This is a genomic window from Lacticaseibacillus thailandensis DSM 22698 = JCM 13996 (assembly GCF_001436135.1).
GTDB lineage: Bacteria > Bacillota > Bacilli > Lactobacillales > Lactobacillaceae > Lacticaseibacillus > Lacticaseibacillus thailandensis.
The window spans coordinates 445,711-460,471 of the sequence record NZ_AYZK01000001.1; the positions used below are offsets into that span (position 1 = coordinate 445,711).

Genomic DNA, 14,761 nt, shown 5'->3' on the forward strand with positions numbered 1-14,761 from the left:
CAGATTATTAATGGATGGAGTGAGTTGTTGTGCACACGGGTTCTGGTACTAGCCACGCAAAAATTATCATGATTGGGGAGCACGCCGTCGTCTTTGGTGAACCGGCCATTGCCCTACCGATCCCGACGATTCGGCTCCGCGCCACTGTGACCCCGGCGGCGCATGGGCAAATGGTGACCTCCGCTTTCTACAATGGTAGTTTAGCGGCGGCTGCTGACACTAACTTTGTCGGGATTGCCACCCTGATGCGGCAACTTCTACACAATTTTGATGCCATCGATCAGCCGTTTGTGCTGGATATTGTTAGTGACCTACCACCGGAGCGCGGAATGGGCTCTAGTGCGGCCACGGCGATTGCCGTTGTTCGGGCCTTCTACGATGCGTTTGGGGCCGCCATTGACCGTGCCACCGTGTTGCGGTGGGCGGACGTGAGCGAGCACATCATTCACGGTAACCCCAGCGGCATCGACGCGGCCACGGCCAGCGCGGACCATCCGCAGTGGATCATTAAGGGCCAAGCACCCCGCCCCATCGCATCGTTACACCAAGGAGCCCTGGTCATTGCAGACTCCGGCATTCAGGGGCAGACGCGGGCAGCTGTCACCGCTGTCACGCGCTTGCGCGAACAGGATCCAGACATGGCTAATACGGCCATTCATGCATTGGGACAATTGACCCGGCAGGCGGCTTTGACGATCACCAACCAGGACGTCCCCACCTTGGGCAAGATCATGGCCGCCGCACAAGTGCATTTGCGGCGGCTAGGTGTCAGCACCCCCGTGTTGGACCGGCTGATCACCGTGGCCGATGCGGCTGGTAGCTACGGCACCAAGCTGACTGGCGGTGGTATGGGTGGATGTATTATCGCCCTGACGCCCGACATGGCGACCGGTCAGCACGTCGCCCAGCAGTTAGAGGCGGCTGGCGCCCCACAAACCTGGATTCATGACTTTGGTGCTAACGACGATCAGGGGGCAAAACATGCTTAAAGTAACAGCACGCGCCCACACGAACATTGCGTTGATCAAATATTGGGGCAAAGCTGATCAGCAACTGATTCTCCCCGCTAACAGCAGCGTTTCCCTGACCCTCGACCGTTTTTATGCGGACACGACGGTCGGGTTTACTGACCAGCCCGGGCCCGATCGGTTTGTTTTGGACGGTCGACTCCAAGATGCGGCAGCAACGCACCGGGTGCACGCTTTTCTTGACCTGGTCCGCCAGCAGGCCCATATCCACGGTGCGGCACGGGTAAGTTCAACCAATCACGTGCCGAACGCCGCAGGATTGGCCAGCTCTTCGTCCGCCTTTGCGGCACTGGCCCTAGCAGCTAGTCGCGCGGCCGGCCTCAGCCTGGACCCCACCGCGTTATCGCGGTTGGCCCGGCGCGGTTCCGGCTCGGCGACCCGCTCAATTTTTGGCGGTACCGTCATTTGGCATCGCGGGACGGACGACGCGTCTAGTTTTGCGGAACCCGTAACTACGGCGCCCAACCTGGACTTACGCATGGTGGCCATCCTGATCGACGCCCAGCAAAAGGACGTGTCGTCGCGTAACGGCATGGCCCGCACCGTAGCGACTTCGCCCTACTTCCCGGTCTTTACCGCCACGGCGGAGCGGGATAGCCAGGCCATGGTTGCCGCTCTAGCTGCTGGGGACCTGGAGCAAATCGGTGAACTGACGGAACGTAGCGCGTTGATGATGCACGGGGCAACACTTGCCGCCCAGCCACCATTTACGTATTTTGCCCCGGCCACTTTGGCTGCCTGGGCCGTCGTGCGGGCAGTCCGTGCCGGTGGGTTGCCGGCATACGTCACGATGGACGCCGGCCCGAATGTGAAGGTATTGACCGACGCTACCCACGTGGATGCGGTCGTTGCCGGGTTACGCGCACAGCTGGATAATGAACTGGTCGTGTGCGCCCCCGGCCCCGCCGCGCGGATACTGACCACAACTGAAGAATGAGGTGCAATGATGCAATCAGTCCAATCTCACCGCAAAGACGAACACGTCTTTTTAGCCGAAAAATTTTTTCAGGCGCAGGCTCGTGCCGGGTTTCAGGACGTACGCTTCGTGCGGCCAGCGTTACCCGAGTTAGCGGTCGCCGACGTTGATTTGGTACAGACCATTGCCGGTCACACGTGGCAGTGGCCCGTGGTGATCAACGCGATGACCGGTGGTTCACCCACCACGGGTAAACTAAACGCGCAACTGGGCAAACTAGCCGTCCGCACAGGTTTAGCCGTCGCCAGCGGTAGCGAATCGATTTTAGCGGTCGAGCCTGAACAAGCCGCCACTTTCACCCCCCTGCGCGACGAAAATAGTCGTGGTGTGGTTATTGCTAACGTGGGTGCGGACAAGCCCGTGGCGGTGGCCCAAACGTCGGTCAGCACGCTGGGAGCCGACATGTTAGAAGTCCACCTGAACGCCGTCCAGGAACTAGTCATGCCGGAAGGTGGCCGGGATTTCCACTGGGCCGATAATATTGCGCACATGCGCGCGGCCGTCGACGTGCCGCTGATCGTGAAGGAAGTTGGTGCGGGGATGCGTAGCGATGATTTTGCGCTGCTGGCCCGGCTGGGCGTCCAGTACGTCGATGTCGGCGGCCGTGGCGGCACCGACTTTGCCCAAATTGAAAATGTCCGTAGTCACCAACAGCAGGCCGGTGACTTCACCGACTTATTCGACTTTGGGCAAACCACGGTTGAATCCCTTCTGGAGGCTCAAAGTGATGACGCACAGAGCTTGCACTTATGGGCAACGGGTGGCGTGCGGTCCGCCTTGGACGTGGTCGTGGCCTTACGGTTAGGTGCTCAAGTGGTGGGCATTGCGGGATTGATTCTCCATTGGCTGACCCGGGGGGACCTGGATGAGACGACCACCCGCCTGCAACACCTCCTCAATGAAGTACGCGGCATCATGGCATTACTCGGTGCGCACAACGTGGACGAGCTACGCACGGTGCCTATTGTGATCAGCCCGACCCTGCGCAATTACCTGGAGCAGCGGGGGCTGCCAATGCCATAAGGTCATGGTTGAACAAAGAAAGTTAGCGGTGGACTCAATTTAGTACCGTACCCTGTACACGTCCAACCACCAAGCCTAGTGTCTGGAAAATGTCAATCAATTCATCCAATGAGACAACCAAAACGGCCACACTACGAGTTTTCGCTAGTGTGGCCGTTTTTGCATTACAATTTGCCTCAGTTTGCCCACCGCTTGACAACCAAAAGCGCCCTGAATCCAACTTGTAGATTCAGAGGTATTTTGGTGGTCAATCATGCCGCTATCAGGTTGCTGGCGGGCTAAACCCGTAACCCCTTGGGCAACAGGTTCTTGACGGTGCCGTTCACGAGGTGGCCGAGTGCAAACCCTTTACCCCGGTTAGTGACCAGGACAAAGTGGCGGCCGGATGGCTCTGCACGTCGCACGGTTTCGCCGTGGCGGTACCGCGGGTATTCATCATCAGTTAACGCTACTACCGTCTTGAAGGTAGCCGGTGGTAACGCGGTCGCTAGGCTGTGACTTGGTACGAACCGGCGCTTTTTAAACTCACCCAGTTGTAGGCCAGGGTGGATGACGCGCACACCCTTGAGGTTCGGCAGGTCAGCGGGTAAAGCGTACAGGTAATTGCCAAATACCGCCAGCGTGCCAGTAATGGCGCCGTCCGTCAGCGTAGCATCGGCAAACTCCTGCCACAACGTTTGTTGGTCGCGTGTCGGCAACTGGAGCCGGTTGCGGCCCGCAACATGCGCGGGTAACGTGCCCGGCCGTTGCAGACGAGCCACAAAGTGGCCTTCCCCACGGTGGCTTTGTGGCCATAGTCGCCCAGCGCCAGCAATTGCCGGGTTGCCATCGGCCCACTCTGGGTGCGCGGGTTGTAGCGGTCCCTGGTGATCCAACGGTACGACCTGCAAGTCTGTCTGTTGGAGTAACCAGGCAATGATCTGTTCGTCCTCCTCGGGCGCAAAGGTGCAGGTGGAGTACACCAGCGTTCCGCCTGGCGCCAACATTTTAACGGTTGCCGCTAAAATCTCCCGTTGCCGGGTGGCACACTCCGCATTGTACGTCGGCGTCCAGTACTGGACCGCATCATGATCCTTGCGAAACATACCCTCTCCGGAACACGGTGCGTCGACCAAAATCATGTCGAAGGTTTCCGGCCAGGCTTGGGCGAGCGTATCCGGATCGTTGTTCGTCACGATGGCGTTGGTCACGCCGAATCGCTCCAAGTTACTGCTCAATACGCGCGCTCGTCCGGCGTTGATCTCGTTGCTAACGAGCAGCCCCTGCCCGGCCATAGTGCTGGCTAGGTGGGTGGACTTACCGCCGGGTGCCGCGCACAAGTCTAATACGCGCAGGCCGGGCTGCGCGTTGGCCACCGCCCCGACGATTTGCGCACTGGGTTCTTGGCTGTACACGTACCCGCTCACGTGGTCGATCGCGTTGCCAGCAACTTTGCCGTAGTACCCCCACTGGGAATAACTGATTGGTGCTTGCAGATCCAGTGCCACGTTGGTGGGATCTGGTCGTAACGGGTTGAGGCGAAACCCCGTGGTGGCAGGCTCGTCAAAGGTAGCGAGAAACGCATCGGCCTCCGAACCAAGAAGTGCGCGGTATTTAGTTGCAAAGCCATCAGGTAATTGCACGTGTGTGCTCCTTTCGTTTCAGTCGCCAATATAGCAGTATCTGGTTAGCAATTGTGAAGATAGCCAGCATGACCAGCGCGCTGCCCACCAACCGGATGTAGTTGGTGATGTAGAAACGCCACCAGGCGATTCCGGTACCCACGGCCAGTGCCAAAATGGCACCGGGAAGGTAACTACCCACCATGTTAAAGAGATAATGGTAGCGCAATGGCCGGTCGACCGCAGCCACCTTGATGGCCGGTGTCAACCACACGTTGAGCGCTGCGACCAGAACCAGACCAAGTGTGATCAGCGCCAGGTAGGTCAGGTACACGCCCAAATGCCGATCACGGTTACTATTGACCTGCGTTTTGGCGGCGGACAGATGCCGGTACGAAGTGGCACCTAAAATACGCTTGAGCGGTGCGTTAACGCTATGCCAATTGTCGGTATCCACCAACACTTCGACGTTTTTGAGTTCAGGGTCGTAAGTCGTGCCCCGTGCTGAGGCATTGATAAAAACATGGTTGTTCAGGCGTGGACTAGCATCACTGCCAATTACCCCAATAACCGATAAGTACTGACCGTTCACCTGCAAATATTTTTGGTTACTCCCAACGTACAGGTTCTCGGCCGCAGTGCGTCCAACTACGGCCACGGGAATGGTCGAATTGTAGTCAGCGGTACTAAAGAATTGGCCTGAATCCAATGGTAATTTTTGTACCTGTCCCTTTTCATAAATGTACGAGGTGGTTTTATTTACACCAAACTGGACCTGGATATTATCGATTTTGGGGTTATGTGCCAACGCGTAAACCACGCTACTAATCTTCGCGCCACTCTTGGTGGGGTAAACACGGGCCGTGGCGGATAAGCCGCCGTGGTCCAAAATATCGGCGTACTCGGACTGGTCGCGCGCACTCCAAACCAAGCCGGCGGCAACTGCTAGCAGAATGAGCAATACGTTGACCACGGTGTGTCTAAGCAAGACGACGCCTCCTTGTCAGTTAGTTCTAAAATTACGAAATTAGATAGATCTTGTCGTTCACACCGTCGAATTGCCGGTGGTACCGATTCAACTTGAGCAAGCGCCGATCCGCAGTGCGGTGCGCCAGCGACCAAAATAGTTGACTATCTGTCAGTCCGGCCCGCTCACCGACACAGAAAATGTGTAGGTGGGGAAAATAGGTGCGGATTTGTCGCAATAACGCTGCGTCGTTGGGATCCTTATCGGGCATCCAGGACATGATGACGGCGTCAACCTGATCACCGTAGCGCCACAGGGCCGCACTGGCAGCAAGTGGTTCGACTTTGGTCCACGGTGCCCGGCCCGTTGCGTTTTCCCGGGTCCAACTGAGGGTATCAGTGCAGATGACCGGAACGTGCCGCTGCCGTAAGCCAAAGCTAATCAGCCCATTACCCGCCCCGACTTCCAGGTAACGGTAATGCGGAAATTCGTGCACCCAGGCGTCCATCAAATCGGCCGTAATGAAGGCCCAAACGCCATAGTGGTAAGCAATGTACCACCGAAAATGCGTCAACAAATGGCTGGTTGCGCGCAACTCCCGGGCATTTGACGTTGGGCGAAACATCCAGTCGGTCGGGGCTAACCCCAAACGCGGCAACCCCGTCGCGGGGAGCTGGTGCTGGATGATGGCGTCGCGGGTAGCGCAACACGCGCGCCACTGTGCTTGCAACGCGGTCACGTCAGGATAGCGGGCAACGAGGCGCTGTAATCGTGGCCAGTACTCCATGCCTACTGTTCGTCCGACTTCAACACGCCACCGACCGCATAACGATCCTTGGCCATTTCGTTCAAAATGATGTGCACGTGTTCAGCCGGTGCGCCGGTGTTTTTGACTACGGCGGCCGTGACGTCCTGGACTAACTGCTTCAACTGTTCCTGGCTACGACCAGCAACCAACTCAATGTGTACTAATGGCATGACCTAACCCCTTACGAACGCGTAGTAGCGTCGCGTACTTTCCTCATATTTGGGGCATCGTCATGGCGACAACACCCACATCAGCTACTATTATACTAAAGTGGTTTAGTATTGGCGACCTATGCGCACACGCTTTACCCTTTTCCAGATTTTAGGGACGTTGCGCTATAATGAAAGGCATCTAGTCTAATCTATCAGCAAAGTCGAGGTAAAGTTATGCTACAACCACGATCATCATGTACCAGTATTTTAATTGGTAAAGGTGCATCCGCCGACGGGTCGGTCATGATCGGCCGGAATGAGGATGCGAAGGCCTCTTGGCCCAAACACTTTGTGGTTCACCCAGCGCGCACTAGCACTGATAGCCCCACCTTCACTTCTAAGGAGACTGGGGTCACCATTCCGTTGCCAGCGACAGCCCAACAGTATACTGCCACGCCCGAATGGACTGACCAGTACGGTCTGTTTGAGGAGGACGGCATCAACGGGGCCGGGGTCGCCATGAGTGCCACGGAAAGTGCCTACGCTAACCCGCGGGTGTTGAGTTACGACCCCTTTGTTGAGCATGGAATCAACGAAGAAGCAATGGTCACCATCGTCCTGCCATACGTGGACTCAGCCCGGGCTGGCGTGCAGCGGCTGGGTGCCTTGATCGAGCAGTATGGTACTGGTGAAGCTAATGGTATTTTATTTGCTGACAATCATGAAGCCTGGTACATGGAGATTGCGACCGGTCACCATTGGCTCGCACAGCGCATTCCTGATGACGCTTATGCCGTAGCATCCAACCAGCTGAGCATCCAGGTCGTGGATCCGGACAGCGACGACTTCATTCTGGATGCAAGCTTACTAGCCTTTGCAACCAGCAACCACTTGTGGACGGCGGGCACGCCGTTTAACTGGCGGCAAATTTTTGGTACGCGTTCAAGTCAGGACCGGATGTACAATAATCCGCGGGTCTGGGATGGCCACCGCTTGCTGACACCCAGCCAGGTAGGCTCCGATCCTGAAAGTTTTGACCAACCTTTCATTATGCGAGCGGACCGTCCGCTACGCGTGGAGGATGCGGCGGCTGTCTTGTCGGCTCACTTTCAGGACACCCCGTTTGACCCGGTCGCGCGCATTCCCGACCCCGTGAACGCACACCGCTATCGCCCCATCAGCTTGGCGAAGACCCAAGAAAGCCACGTCCTGCAGTTACGTCAGCACTTACCGGCGGCCGTGGCGAATATTCACTGGTTGGCGATGGGCGTTGCGGCTGAAAGTCAGTACGTGCCCTTCTACGCTGGTGCCGATACCACACCCGACTCCTACCAGCGCGGTGCCTTACCCGCCAGTTTGGATTCAGCGTATTGGCAGTACAAGTTGGCGGGAGTATTGGTTGACGCCCACTGGCAACGGTTCAGTTCGCGTATGGTCAAAACGCAAGAAACTGTGTGGGCCCAGCTACTTGCCCACCTGCACGCCAGTGATGTGGCTGCGGCCAAACTCACCGACAACACCGCGCTGACGGTCCTGGCGAACCGTAGCAATGCGGAACGCGCAGAACTGGCGGCACACGCTTGGCGGGACCTAACTATGGGGCTGTTGAGTGACAGCACGGATGACGCACCACTCAACTTCACGGTGGACCCACAATTGTAACGTCAGCACTGATGTAATAATCAAAGAAGCCTGAACGGCACACACCGTTCAGGCTTCTTTGGCATATTCAGCTTATTGCTTGTGGTCGCCATGATGGTGGCCAGGGGCAAAGGTTTCCACTGGCTTCGCGACTGGATGTGCCACAATCCAGTCCCGCACCTCTTCACCCAAAGTCCGGGCCATTTTGGTGGCCACCTTCATTTGGGCCGGCGTGATGCTGTTAACGTGCATACCGCTGACGATGAAGGCGTTACTTTGCAGTACAGGCCGAATGACGCTAGCCAGGGCGTGGGTCAGCACCCGTTCTTGGTGGACGTGGCCCGGCCGACTCGGCATGTTGATGTCTTGGGGGGCCTGCGTCTGGCTGACGGCGGTCACCACGCCGTAGTGCAACACATCGCCACCAACCAGTTGAATCAACAGGTCTTGACTTTGGCGTTCCACGACGGCGAACATCGTGTAGTCTTCCATGGTGACACTAAAGGTAATACTCTCTCCCAGTTTAGTCACGGTTCTGGGCCTCCTTTTTTGCGGCTTGCTTAGCTGCAGCTAACCCCTGCCACCGGTCACCGGCGTCATTACGGATGTGCAGGTGGTCCAACAACTTCATCGTGTTGTGGTTGATCAAGTCATCAATAGTCTTGGGGCGGTTGTAAAAGGCCGGAATCGGGGGAATAATTTCCACGCCCATTCGACTCAACTTGAGCATGTTTTCCAGGTGAATCTGGTTAAACGGTGATTCACGCGGCACAACAATCAACTGACGCCGCTCCTTCAAGGTCACGTCAGCCGCCCGAGCAATCAGGTTGTCACCCAGCCCGGTCGCCACCGCGGCGATGGTCTTCATGCTGGCAGGCACAATGACCATGCCGTCATGCATAAAACTGCCGCTGGCAATAGTGGCGCCCATGTCGTTGGGATTGTACGTATAATCCGCCAACTGCTCGACGTCGGTCAACGTGTAGCCGGTACCCTCGACGGACAGGTTTTCCCGAGCCCACTTACTCATCACGAGGTGGGTTTCCACGTCGGGTTCGGCGTGCAAAGCTGCCAGTAATGATAACGCGTAGATGGTGCCTGATGCACCCGAAACCCCAATAACGATTTTCTTCATGTTGATGCGCTCCTTTGAATGAGTGCTACCGGTCGCAGTGGGACCAACTACACTCGTTATCTTAATCATACCAGCACCGTCATCCCAACGCACGCCGGTATTTTATGTAGACGCAGCGTGCCGGTCATGTGCAAAGAAGCTACTGCTCACCCGCTCGGGTTAGCAATAGCTTCTGCGCACTGCCGATTGTTTGGTGAATCCACAAAGGTGGGGCCACCAAACAACACGCCGCGCGACGTTCATTTGTTAACGGTTATTTGTTGCGTGGTCAAGTTATTCTTTGGTCCAGTCTTCCCAGTTGGCCACTTCCATGAATGGTGCCCGCTGGAACTGGTCCTTCATGTCGTGTGGGTAGGTACCGTCGAGGATCAACTTGGAGCTCATCCCCCGTGTCCGGATCGACTTCGGGTCGTATTCAGGACGTTCGGATGGGTCCAGCGGGTGGTTCCGTAAGCCCGTCAATACCTGGATATCCATGTCGGCCTGGAACCGGGTGTTGATGGTCCACATAACGTCGTTCCAATCAAAGATGTCGACATCTTCATCAACCAGGATGACCGTCTTGAGTTCCTTGAACGCGGAGAAAGCCAATAGGGCTGCCTGACGTTGAATCCCATCGTCGTTATCACTATCCTTGTGAATCTGCATGATGGTCATCAGCTTACCACCACCAGCTGGCGGGTTGTAAACGTTCGTGACCACGCCAGGAATAGCGTTGTCGACCAGGTTCAGGATGGATGCTTCCGTCGGGATCCCGGCCATAGAGACGTGTTCCTCGGATGGACCAATCGTGGTCTGCACGATTGGGTTGTCCTTCCGGTGCGTCACGGCCTTGATCTTCACTACGTGCACGGCCGGGTTAGCCTGACCGTTGTAGCCAGGGAATTCTGGCATGGCAAAGCCGGAGTTCGTGTTGATGTCTTCCTGCATGGACGTGTTAGGCATGATTTCCGCTTCCACGATCCATTCAGCACGGGCGATTCCCTGTTCGTGAACAGCTACCCCATCAACCAGTTCGACAGCCTGCTGACGCAGCGAACCGGCAATTGAGAGTTCGTCGTAACCAAGTGGTGTGGTCGGCGGCTCAAAGGTCGTGGCAATTGGGACGATTGGGTCCAAACCAATCGAAATAGTAATTGGCATTGGTTCGTTCTTGGCTTCGTATTCCTTCAGGAAGGCGCCGATGTGACGGCCACCCGGCATGATGTACATCCCAATGGTGTCCTTGTCTTCCAGCACCATCCGGTGAATGGTCACGTCGTGCTGGGTACCATCAGGCGAAGACCCACGGACAACCCCCATCGTGATGTATGGGCCGGCATCGTCGGGTGTGTTGGTCGGTGCGGCCAGCAGGGTCCGGATGTCAAAGTCATCGTCGGTAGCCAGGTGTACGACTTCTTGGGCGGGCGCATCGGCCTTACCCACGGTCACGGGCTGAATTGGTGTCTTGACAGCTTCGTTGAGCACGTGGCCCAAGTTGTGCCAGTCCTGGTGCATCAAGGCACCAACACGACGACGACTGGCCAGTACCCCGATGAGCACCCGTGAGTGCGGGAAGCCCTTGACGTTGTTGAACATCATGGCTGGACCTTCCTTAGTGGGCCGCTTCACGGTCCCACCGGCACCGATATAACGGTAAACGCCGGCTAGTTGCGCTTCAGGGTCGATTTCTTTGTTGGTCTCCAGGTACTGACCTGGCATGGCCTTCAGTTCTTCGAGGGCTGAACGCAAATCGTATTTCTTTGTGGTCATACTCTTTGCCTCCAAAATGGAATGTTTTGCTGTTTGCACTGGTTATTATCTGCCCGCATCATCAACCGAACAATTCATCTTGGCAACCCGCTTATTCCGGATTGGAATAATGGCCGTAGCTCGTTACTCAGCGTAATCCTGGCGGTGTTGTTCTGCGTAACGCCAAAACCGGTCGCTGGCCTGTGAGTGTGGTCCCACACGGCGCCGCACGAAGGCTAAATGACTGACAACTTTTTCATCTAAAGGAATTTTCACGACGTGCGGATAATCCTCCGTTCGCACGGTCTTGTTCATCATGATGGATACCCCCATCCCCTTGTTAACGAGTTGCAAGACCAAGTCGATGCGTTGTCCTTCATAGGTAATGGTCGGACTAAAGTCGGCGTCACGAACCAACCGCATGATCGGGCTAAAGAGGTTGGTTTCCTTGCCCAGCATCAAAAAATTTTGCCCGCGCAACTGGCTCACGCTGATGTGCTTAGCCGTGGCGAGTTCACTAGTATCCGGTACCACGGCGACGAAGTGGTCCACCTCACCCGTAATCATGGCGTAGTCCGTCTGGTGGTCCACAAAGGTGCGCAAAAACACGATGTCACTCGTGCCGTCATCTAATGACGGTAAGAGGGCATAACTTTCCCCCTCCGTGAAGTGTAATTCGATATCAGGGTTGGCCCGCTGAAATTCAGTAATCATGCCCAGCGCACGGTAATCGGACACGGACGGAATGGCACGAATGTTGAGTGTTTGATTTGCCACGTCGCGGTCCACGTTGAGTTGACGCGTCATTTCATCGTAATTGTTCAAAATGTTCCGGGCGTACTGCAATACCGTCGTGCCCGCAGGGGTCAACGTGATGGTGCGGTGCGCCCGCACGAAGAGCTGCGTTTCTAATTCTTTTTCCATCGAGAGGATGTGTTTTGACACGGTGGCTTGGGTGGTAAACAACGCCGCGGCGGTTTCCGTATAGTTTAAGGTGTGGGCCAAATTAACAAAGGTCCGTAATTTACGAATGTCCATAGACACCCTCACTTTCAATCTAGTATTCCCCAGTGGTATGCGTCACTGGTATTCCATTTGCGAATAACTTTACCATAAAACTGAATTGTTTCCGAACTATGTCGCATTGTAGACTATTCAACGTTGCCACGGGCTGGGCCCGTGTCTACCGTATGAGCACTACTACTCATAAGGCGTGGTTGCGAGCCGAGTTCTGAATCGACGTACCTACAGGTCACGTGGGAGGTCTTCCCCGCGCCGCGTACTTCAACATTTAAAGGAGGCCTCGAATTATGCCAATTGGTGTAATTATCGATGCACTGTCGGTTTTAGTCGGCGGTATATTTGGTACCATTGCGGGCAAGTACATGTCCGAAAACTTTAAGAAGCAGATCAACATGATCTTTGGTGCGTGTTCCATGGGGATGGGGATTTATGCCATCGCCCCAATGAAGAACATGCCCGCGGTTATCTTTGCTTTGATTATCGGTACCGGGTTTGGGTTAGTAATTCACTTCGGTGACGGTGTGAACAAAGGTGCGGCGTTGATGCAGCGCGGTATTTCTAAGTTCATCCACGGTAGTGAAAACGGCGAGATGTCGCGGGAAGAATTTATGGCCAGTGTTGTGACCATCATCGTGCTCTTCTGTGCCAGTGGTACCGGGATCTATGGTGCCCTGACTGAAGGGATGACCGGTGATGCGTCCATCCTGATTTCCAAGGCTATCCTGGACTTCTTTACCGCCGCCATCTTTGCGACGAACTTGGGTGCCGTGGTGTCAGTGATTGCAATCCCGCAATTTATCGTCTTGTTCATTCTGTACTTGATTGCGGGCTACGTGTTCCCACTGACCACCCCAGCAATGATCGCCGACTTCAAGGCTGCTGGTGGTTTCCTGATGTTGGCCACCGGTTTCCGGATGGTGCAAGTCAAGATGTTCCCGACCGCCGATATGATTCCGGCAATGGTCTTCGCTATGCCCGTCAGTTGGGCGTGGACGAACTGGATTGCCCCACTACTGAAATAGTTTGACCAGTTTAATGTGTGCATAAAAGCCGTCAACGTGTAGTTGGCGGCTTTTTGGTTACAACGGCGTGCCTTGGTGCAGGAAAGCAGGCATCACGCCGCGTTTACCTACGCACTAGACGAAAGTAAACGGATCCGTACTAATCGTGTTGGCGTGCACGGTTACGTGCCACCGCGCCTGGTCGTTCCACTGCCGCAACAGGTCCGCCACGCGGGCAGCCATGATGTGTTCGATGTGGTGGCCCGCATCCAGGACGGCAAAGTCGCGCGCCAGAATGTCGTGTCCCGTATGGTAGGTTACGTCACCCGTGACCAGAATATCCGCCCCGGCGGCTTGCGTCCCCACCGCGGCTGCACTACCACTACCACCAAGGACCGCCACGGTTTGAATAGTCCGCTGTGGGTCCCGGGCAATTAAGCGCCCATGCTCGAATTCCAGCGCTCCTTTGGCTTGACGCACAAAGTCGGCCAGCTTCATTGGTGCGGGAAGTTGGCCGATACAACCCATACCGTCCAACTCCCCAGCTAGCCGTAGCGGCTGGACCTGCGTCAACCCGAGTGCAGTGGCCAGCCAGTCATTCATGCCGGGGTGGGCGTTGTCCAGACTCGTATGCGCTCCGTATACCGTGATACCATGGCGAATAATGTCGCCGTACATAGCAACCTGCGGATCCGTAAACACCAAGTTGTGTGGCGCGTGGAAGACGGCCGGGTGATGCGCCACAATCAGGTTACACCCCGCGGCCACCGCGGCGGCTACCGTTGCGGGACGCACATCCAACGTCACAAACACACCTTGCACGTCGACTTGTGGGTCCCCGATTTGCCAACCACTGGGATCATCGGGTAGCGCCAGGTTCAGCGGTGCAAACTGTTCAAACCGGTCAATAATCGTCTGCGCACTGGTCATGCGAGCACCTCCTGAATAATCTGCAGTTCCTTACGGGCAGCGGCTAGTTGCGTTTCCACCGGCTGTTGGGCGGCGGCCATACTGGCGATGATGCCCTTGAGCTTACGTTCACGCCGGGTCCACTTCGCAACAAATGCAGCGTTACGTTCGCGGCGCAAGAATGGTCCACACAAAATGTCGGCGGCATCGTACTGCACCGCTGGCTGTGATTGACCCGCCACGATAATTTCATACGTGTGGCCCTCGTCGGTCAAAATGGCCTCCTGTAAAATTGCGCACTGATGGTCGGCCAACCACTGGCGGACCAAATTTTCGTCACGGTGTGGGCTGAGAATCAGCGTTTCGGTACCGTCCAGGTGCGTCTGCCCCGCCGTGAGGATTTTGCAAATTAACTCGCCACCCATTCCGGCAATAATAATGGTATCCAGGCCGTCATTCAGGCTTAAGCCAGCGAGGCCATCAGCTTGACGCACGTCAATTTGTTGTGCCGTCAGGCCATGCGCCGCCACGTTTTTGCGTGCGATGCCGACTGGCCCAGCACCGATATCACTGGCGACCACAAAGTTGGCTTGGTGGGCCTGCACCAACGCGATGGGCAATAACGCGTGGTCAGTCCCGATATCCGCCACCCGCGCATCGGAATCCACAAACGCGGCGATGGCCGCAAGACGTTTACTAAGGTGTACTGTCTGATTAGTCAAAAAAATCTCCTCCGGAAGTGTCACTAGATAAGCCTAGTATACAC

At 56.1% G+C, this 14,761-nt stretch carries 15 protein-coding genes; 5 read left to right on the forward strand and 10 right to left on the reverse strand.

Going from position 1 to position 14,761, the window contains the following annotated elements; translation table 11 throughout:
• The first annotated feature begins 29 nt into the window (after window positions 1-29).
• From mvk to fni, 3 genes are read left to right on the forward strand one after another with little or no spacing between them, the layout of a single operon-like run.
• Window positions 30-989 (forward strand): mevalonate kinase, encoded by a 960-nt coding sequence (gene mvk, locus FD19_RS01980; protein ID WP_162205162.1) that lies wholly within the window; start codon window positions 30-32, stop codon window positions 987-989.
• Window positions 982-1,965, forward strand: coding sequence for a diphosphomevalonate decarboxylase (gene mvaD / locus FD19_RS01985; RefSeq protein WP_056969002.1), 984 nt, complete (start codon window positions 982-984; stop codon window positions 1,963-1,965). Before mvk ends, mvaD begins: the two co-directional genes overlap by 8 nt.
• A 6-nt stretch (window positions 1,966-1,971) precedes the next feature.
• Entirely contained in the window at window positions 1,972-3,027 is a 1,056-nt protein-coding gene (gene fni, locus FD19_RS01990; RefSeq protein WP_056969003.1) for a type 2 isopentenyl-diphosphate Delta-isomerase, read from the forward strand.
• Between the two features lie 278 nt (window positions 3,028-3,305).
• Here the strand turns inward: fni and FD19_RS01995 are convergent, their stop codons facing one another.
• Genes FD19_RS01995 through FD19_RS02010 form a run of 4 tightly spaced genes read right to left on the reverse strand, consistent with a single transcriptional unit; the run spans window position 3,306 to window position 6,573 of the window.
• Window positions 3,306-4,649, reverse strand: a complete 1,344-nt coding sequence (locus tag FD19_RS01995) for an RsmB/NOP family class I SAM-dependent RNA methyltransferase (RefSeq protein WP_054749434.1) — start codon at window positions 4,647-4,649, stop codon at window positions 3,306-3,308.
• Complete coding sequence (locus FD19_RS02000) at window positions 4,636-5,616, reverse strand: ABC transporter permease (RefSeq protein WP_054749435.1); 981 nt, start codon at window positions 5,614-5,616, stop codon at window positions 4,636-4,638. The genes FD19_RS01995 and FD19_RS02000 overlap by 14 nt, the downstream gene beginning before the upstream one ends.
• Before the next feature lie 31 nt (window positions 5,617-5,647).
• Complete coding sequence (locus FD19_RS02005) at window positions 5,648-6,382, reverse strand: class I SAM-dependent methyltransferase (RefSeq protein ID WP_054749436.1); 735 nt, start codon at window positions 6,380-6,382, stop codon at window positions 5,648-5,650.
• 2 nt (window positions 6,383-6,384) lie between these two features.
• Window positions 6,385-6,573: a 2-hydroxymuconate tautomerase gene (locus FD19_RS02010; RefSeq protein WP_054749437.1), complete on the reverse strand. Its 189-nt coding sequence runs from the start codon at window positions 6,571-6,573 to the stop codon at window positions 6,385-6,387.
• Window positions 6,574-6,789: 216 nt separating this feature from the next.
• Between FD19_RS02010 and FD19_RS02015 the strand changes: the two genes are divergently transcribed.
• Window positions 6,790-8,217, forward strand: a complete 1,428-nt coding sequence (locus FD19_RS02015; protein WP_056969004.1) for a C69 family dipeptidase — start codon at window positions 6,790-6,792, stop codon at window positions 8,215-8,217.
• A 72-nt stretch (window positions 8,218-8,289) separates the two neighbouring features.
• On the opposite strand, the gene lpdD is transcribed toward FD19_RS02015, so the two are convergent.
• From lpdD to FD19_RS02035, 4 genes are all read right to left on the reverse strand, one after another.
• Entirely contained in the window at window positions 8,290-8,727 is a 438-nt protein-coding gene (gene lpdD / locus FD19_RS02020) for a prenylated flavin chaperone LpdD (RefSeq protein WP_054749438.1), read from the reverse strand.
• Window positions 8,720-9,331 (reverse strand): UbiX family flavin prenyltransferase, encoded by a 612-nt coding sequence (locus FD19_RS02025; RefSeq protein WP_082619475.1) that lies wholly within the window; start codon window positions 9,329-9,331, stop codon window positions 8,720-8,722. The genes lpdD and FD19_RS02025 overlap by 8 nt, the downstream gene beginning before the upstream one ends.
• 273 nt (window positions 9,332-9,604) lie before the next feature.
• Window positions 9,605-11,083 (reverse strand): UbiD family decarboxylase, encoded by a 1,479-nt coding sequence (locus FD19_RS02030; RefSeq protein ID WP_054749439.1) that lies wholly within the window; start codon window positions 11,081-11,083, stop codon window positions 9,605-9,607.
• A gap of 123 nt (window positions 11,084-11,206) precedes the next feature.
• Window positions 11,207-12,100, reverse strand: a complete 894-nt coding sequence (locus FD19_RS02035) for a LysR family transcriptional regulator (protein WP_056969005.1) — start codon at window positions 12,098-12,100, stop codon at window positions 11,207-11,209.
• Between the two features lie 272 nt (window positions 12,101-12,372).
• On the opposite strand from FD19_RS02035, the gene FD19_RS02040 reads away from it, so the two are divergent.
• A complete protein-coding gene (locus tag FD19_RS02040) occupies window positions 12,373-13,107 on the forward strand; it encodes a DUF554 domain-containing protein (protein WP_054749442.1) in 735 nt (244 codons plus the stop codon).
• A gap of 114 nt (window positions 13,108-13,221) precedes the next feature.
• Here FD19_RS02040 and FD19_RS02045 read toward each other — a convergent pair whose 3' ends face one another.
• Together FD19_RS02045 and FD19_RS02050 are read right to left on the reverse strand one after the other, a co-directional pair.
• Entirely contained in the window at window positions 13,222-14,016 is a 795-nt protein-coding gene (locus tag FD19_RS02045; protein WP_054749443.1) for a Nif3-like dinuclear metal center hexameric protein, read from the reverse strand.
• Window positions 14,013-14,717: a tRNA (adenine(22)-N(1))-methyltransferase gene (locus FD19_RS02050; protein ID WP_054749444.1), complete on the reverse strand. Its 705-nt coding sequence runs from the start codon at window positions 14,715-14,717 to the stop codon at window positions 14,013-14,015. The genes FD19_RS02045 and FD19_RS02050 overlap by 4 nt, the downstream gene beginning before the upstream one ends.
• Window positions 14,718-14,761 lie beyond the last annotated feature (44 nt).

Excerpts from the sequence above, each read along its gene's own strand:
- mvaD (WP_056969002.1), top strand. The coding sequence starts at position 982 with ATGCTTAAAGTAACAGCACGCGCCCACACGAACATTGCGTTGATCAAA.
- FD19_RS02045 (WP_054749443.1), bottom strand. The coding sequence starts at position 14,016 with ATGACCAGTGCGCAGACGATTATTGACCGGTTTGAACAGTTTGCACCG.
- FD19_RS02005 (WP_054749436.1), bottom strand. The coding sequence starts at position 6,382 with ATGGAGTACTGGCCACGATTACAGCGCCTCGTTGCCCGCTATCCTGAC.
- FD19_RS02015 (WP_056969004.1), top strand. The coding sequence starts at position 6,790 with ATGCTACAACCACGATCATCATGTACCAGTATTTTAATTGGTAAAGGT.
- FD19_RS02025 (WP_082619475.1), bottom strand. The coding sequence starts at position 9,331 with ATGAAGAAAATCGTTATTGGGGTTTCGGGTGCATCAGGCACCATCTAC.
- FD19_RS02030 (WP_054749439.1), bottom strand. The coding sequence starts at position 11,083 with ATGACCACAAAGAAATACGATTTGCGTTCAGCCCTCGAAGAACTGAAG.
- FD19_RS02035 (WP_056969005.1), bottom strand. The coding sequence starts at position 12,100 with ATGGACATTCGTAAATTACGGACCTTTGTTAATTTGGCCCACACCTTA.
- fni (WP_056969003.1), top strand. The coding sequence starts at position 1,972 with ATGATGCAATCAGTCCAATCTCACCGCAAAGACGAACACGTCTTTTTA.
- FD19_RS02010 (WP_054749437.1), bottom strand. The coding sequence starts at position 6,573 with ATGCCATTAGTACACATTGAGTTGGTTGCTGGTCGTAGCCAGGAACAG.
- FD19_RS02040 (WP_054749442.1), top strand. The coding sequence starts at position 12,373 with ATGCCAATTGGTGTAATTATCGATGCACTGTCGGTTTTAGTCGGCGGT.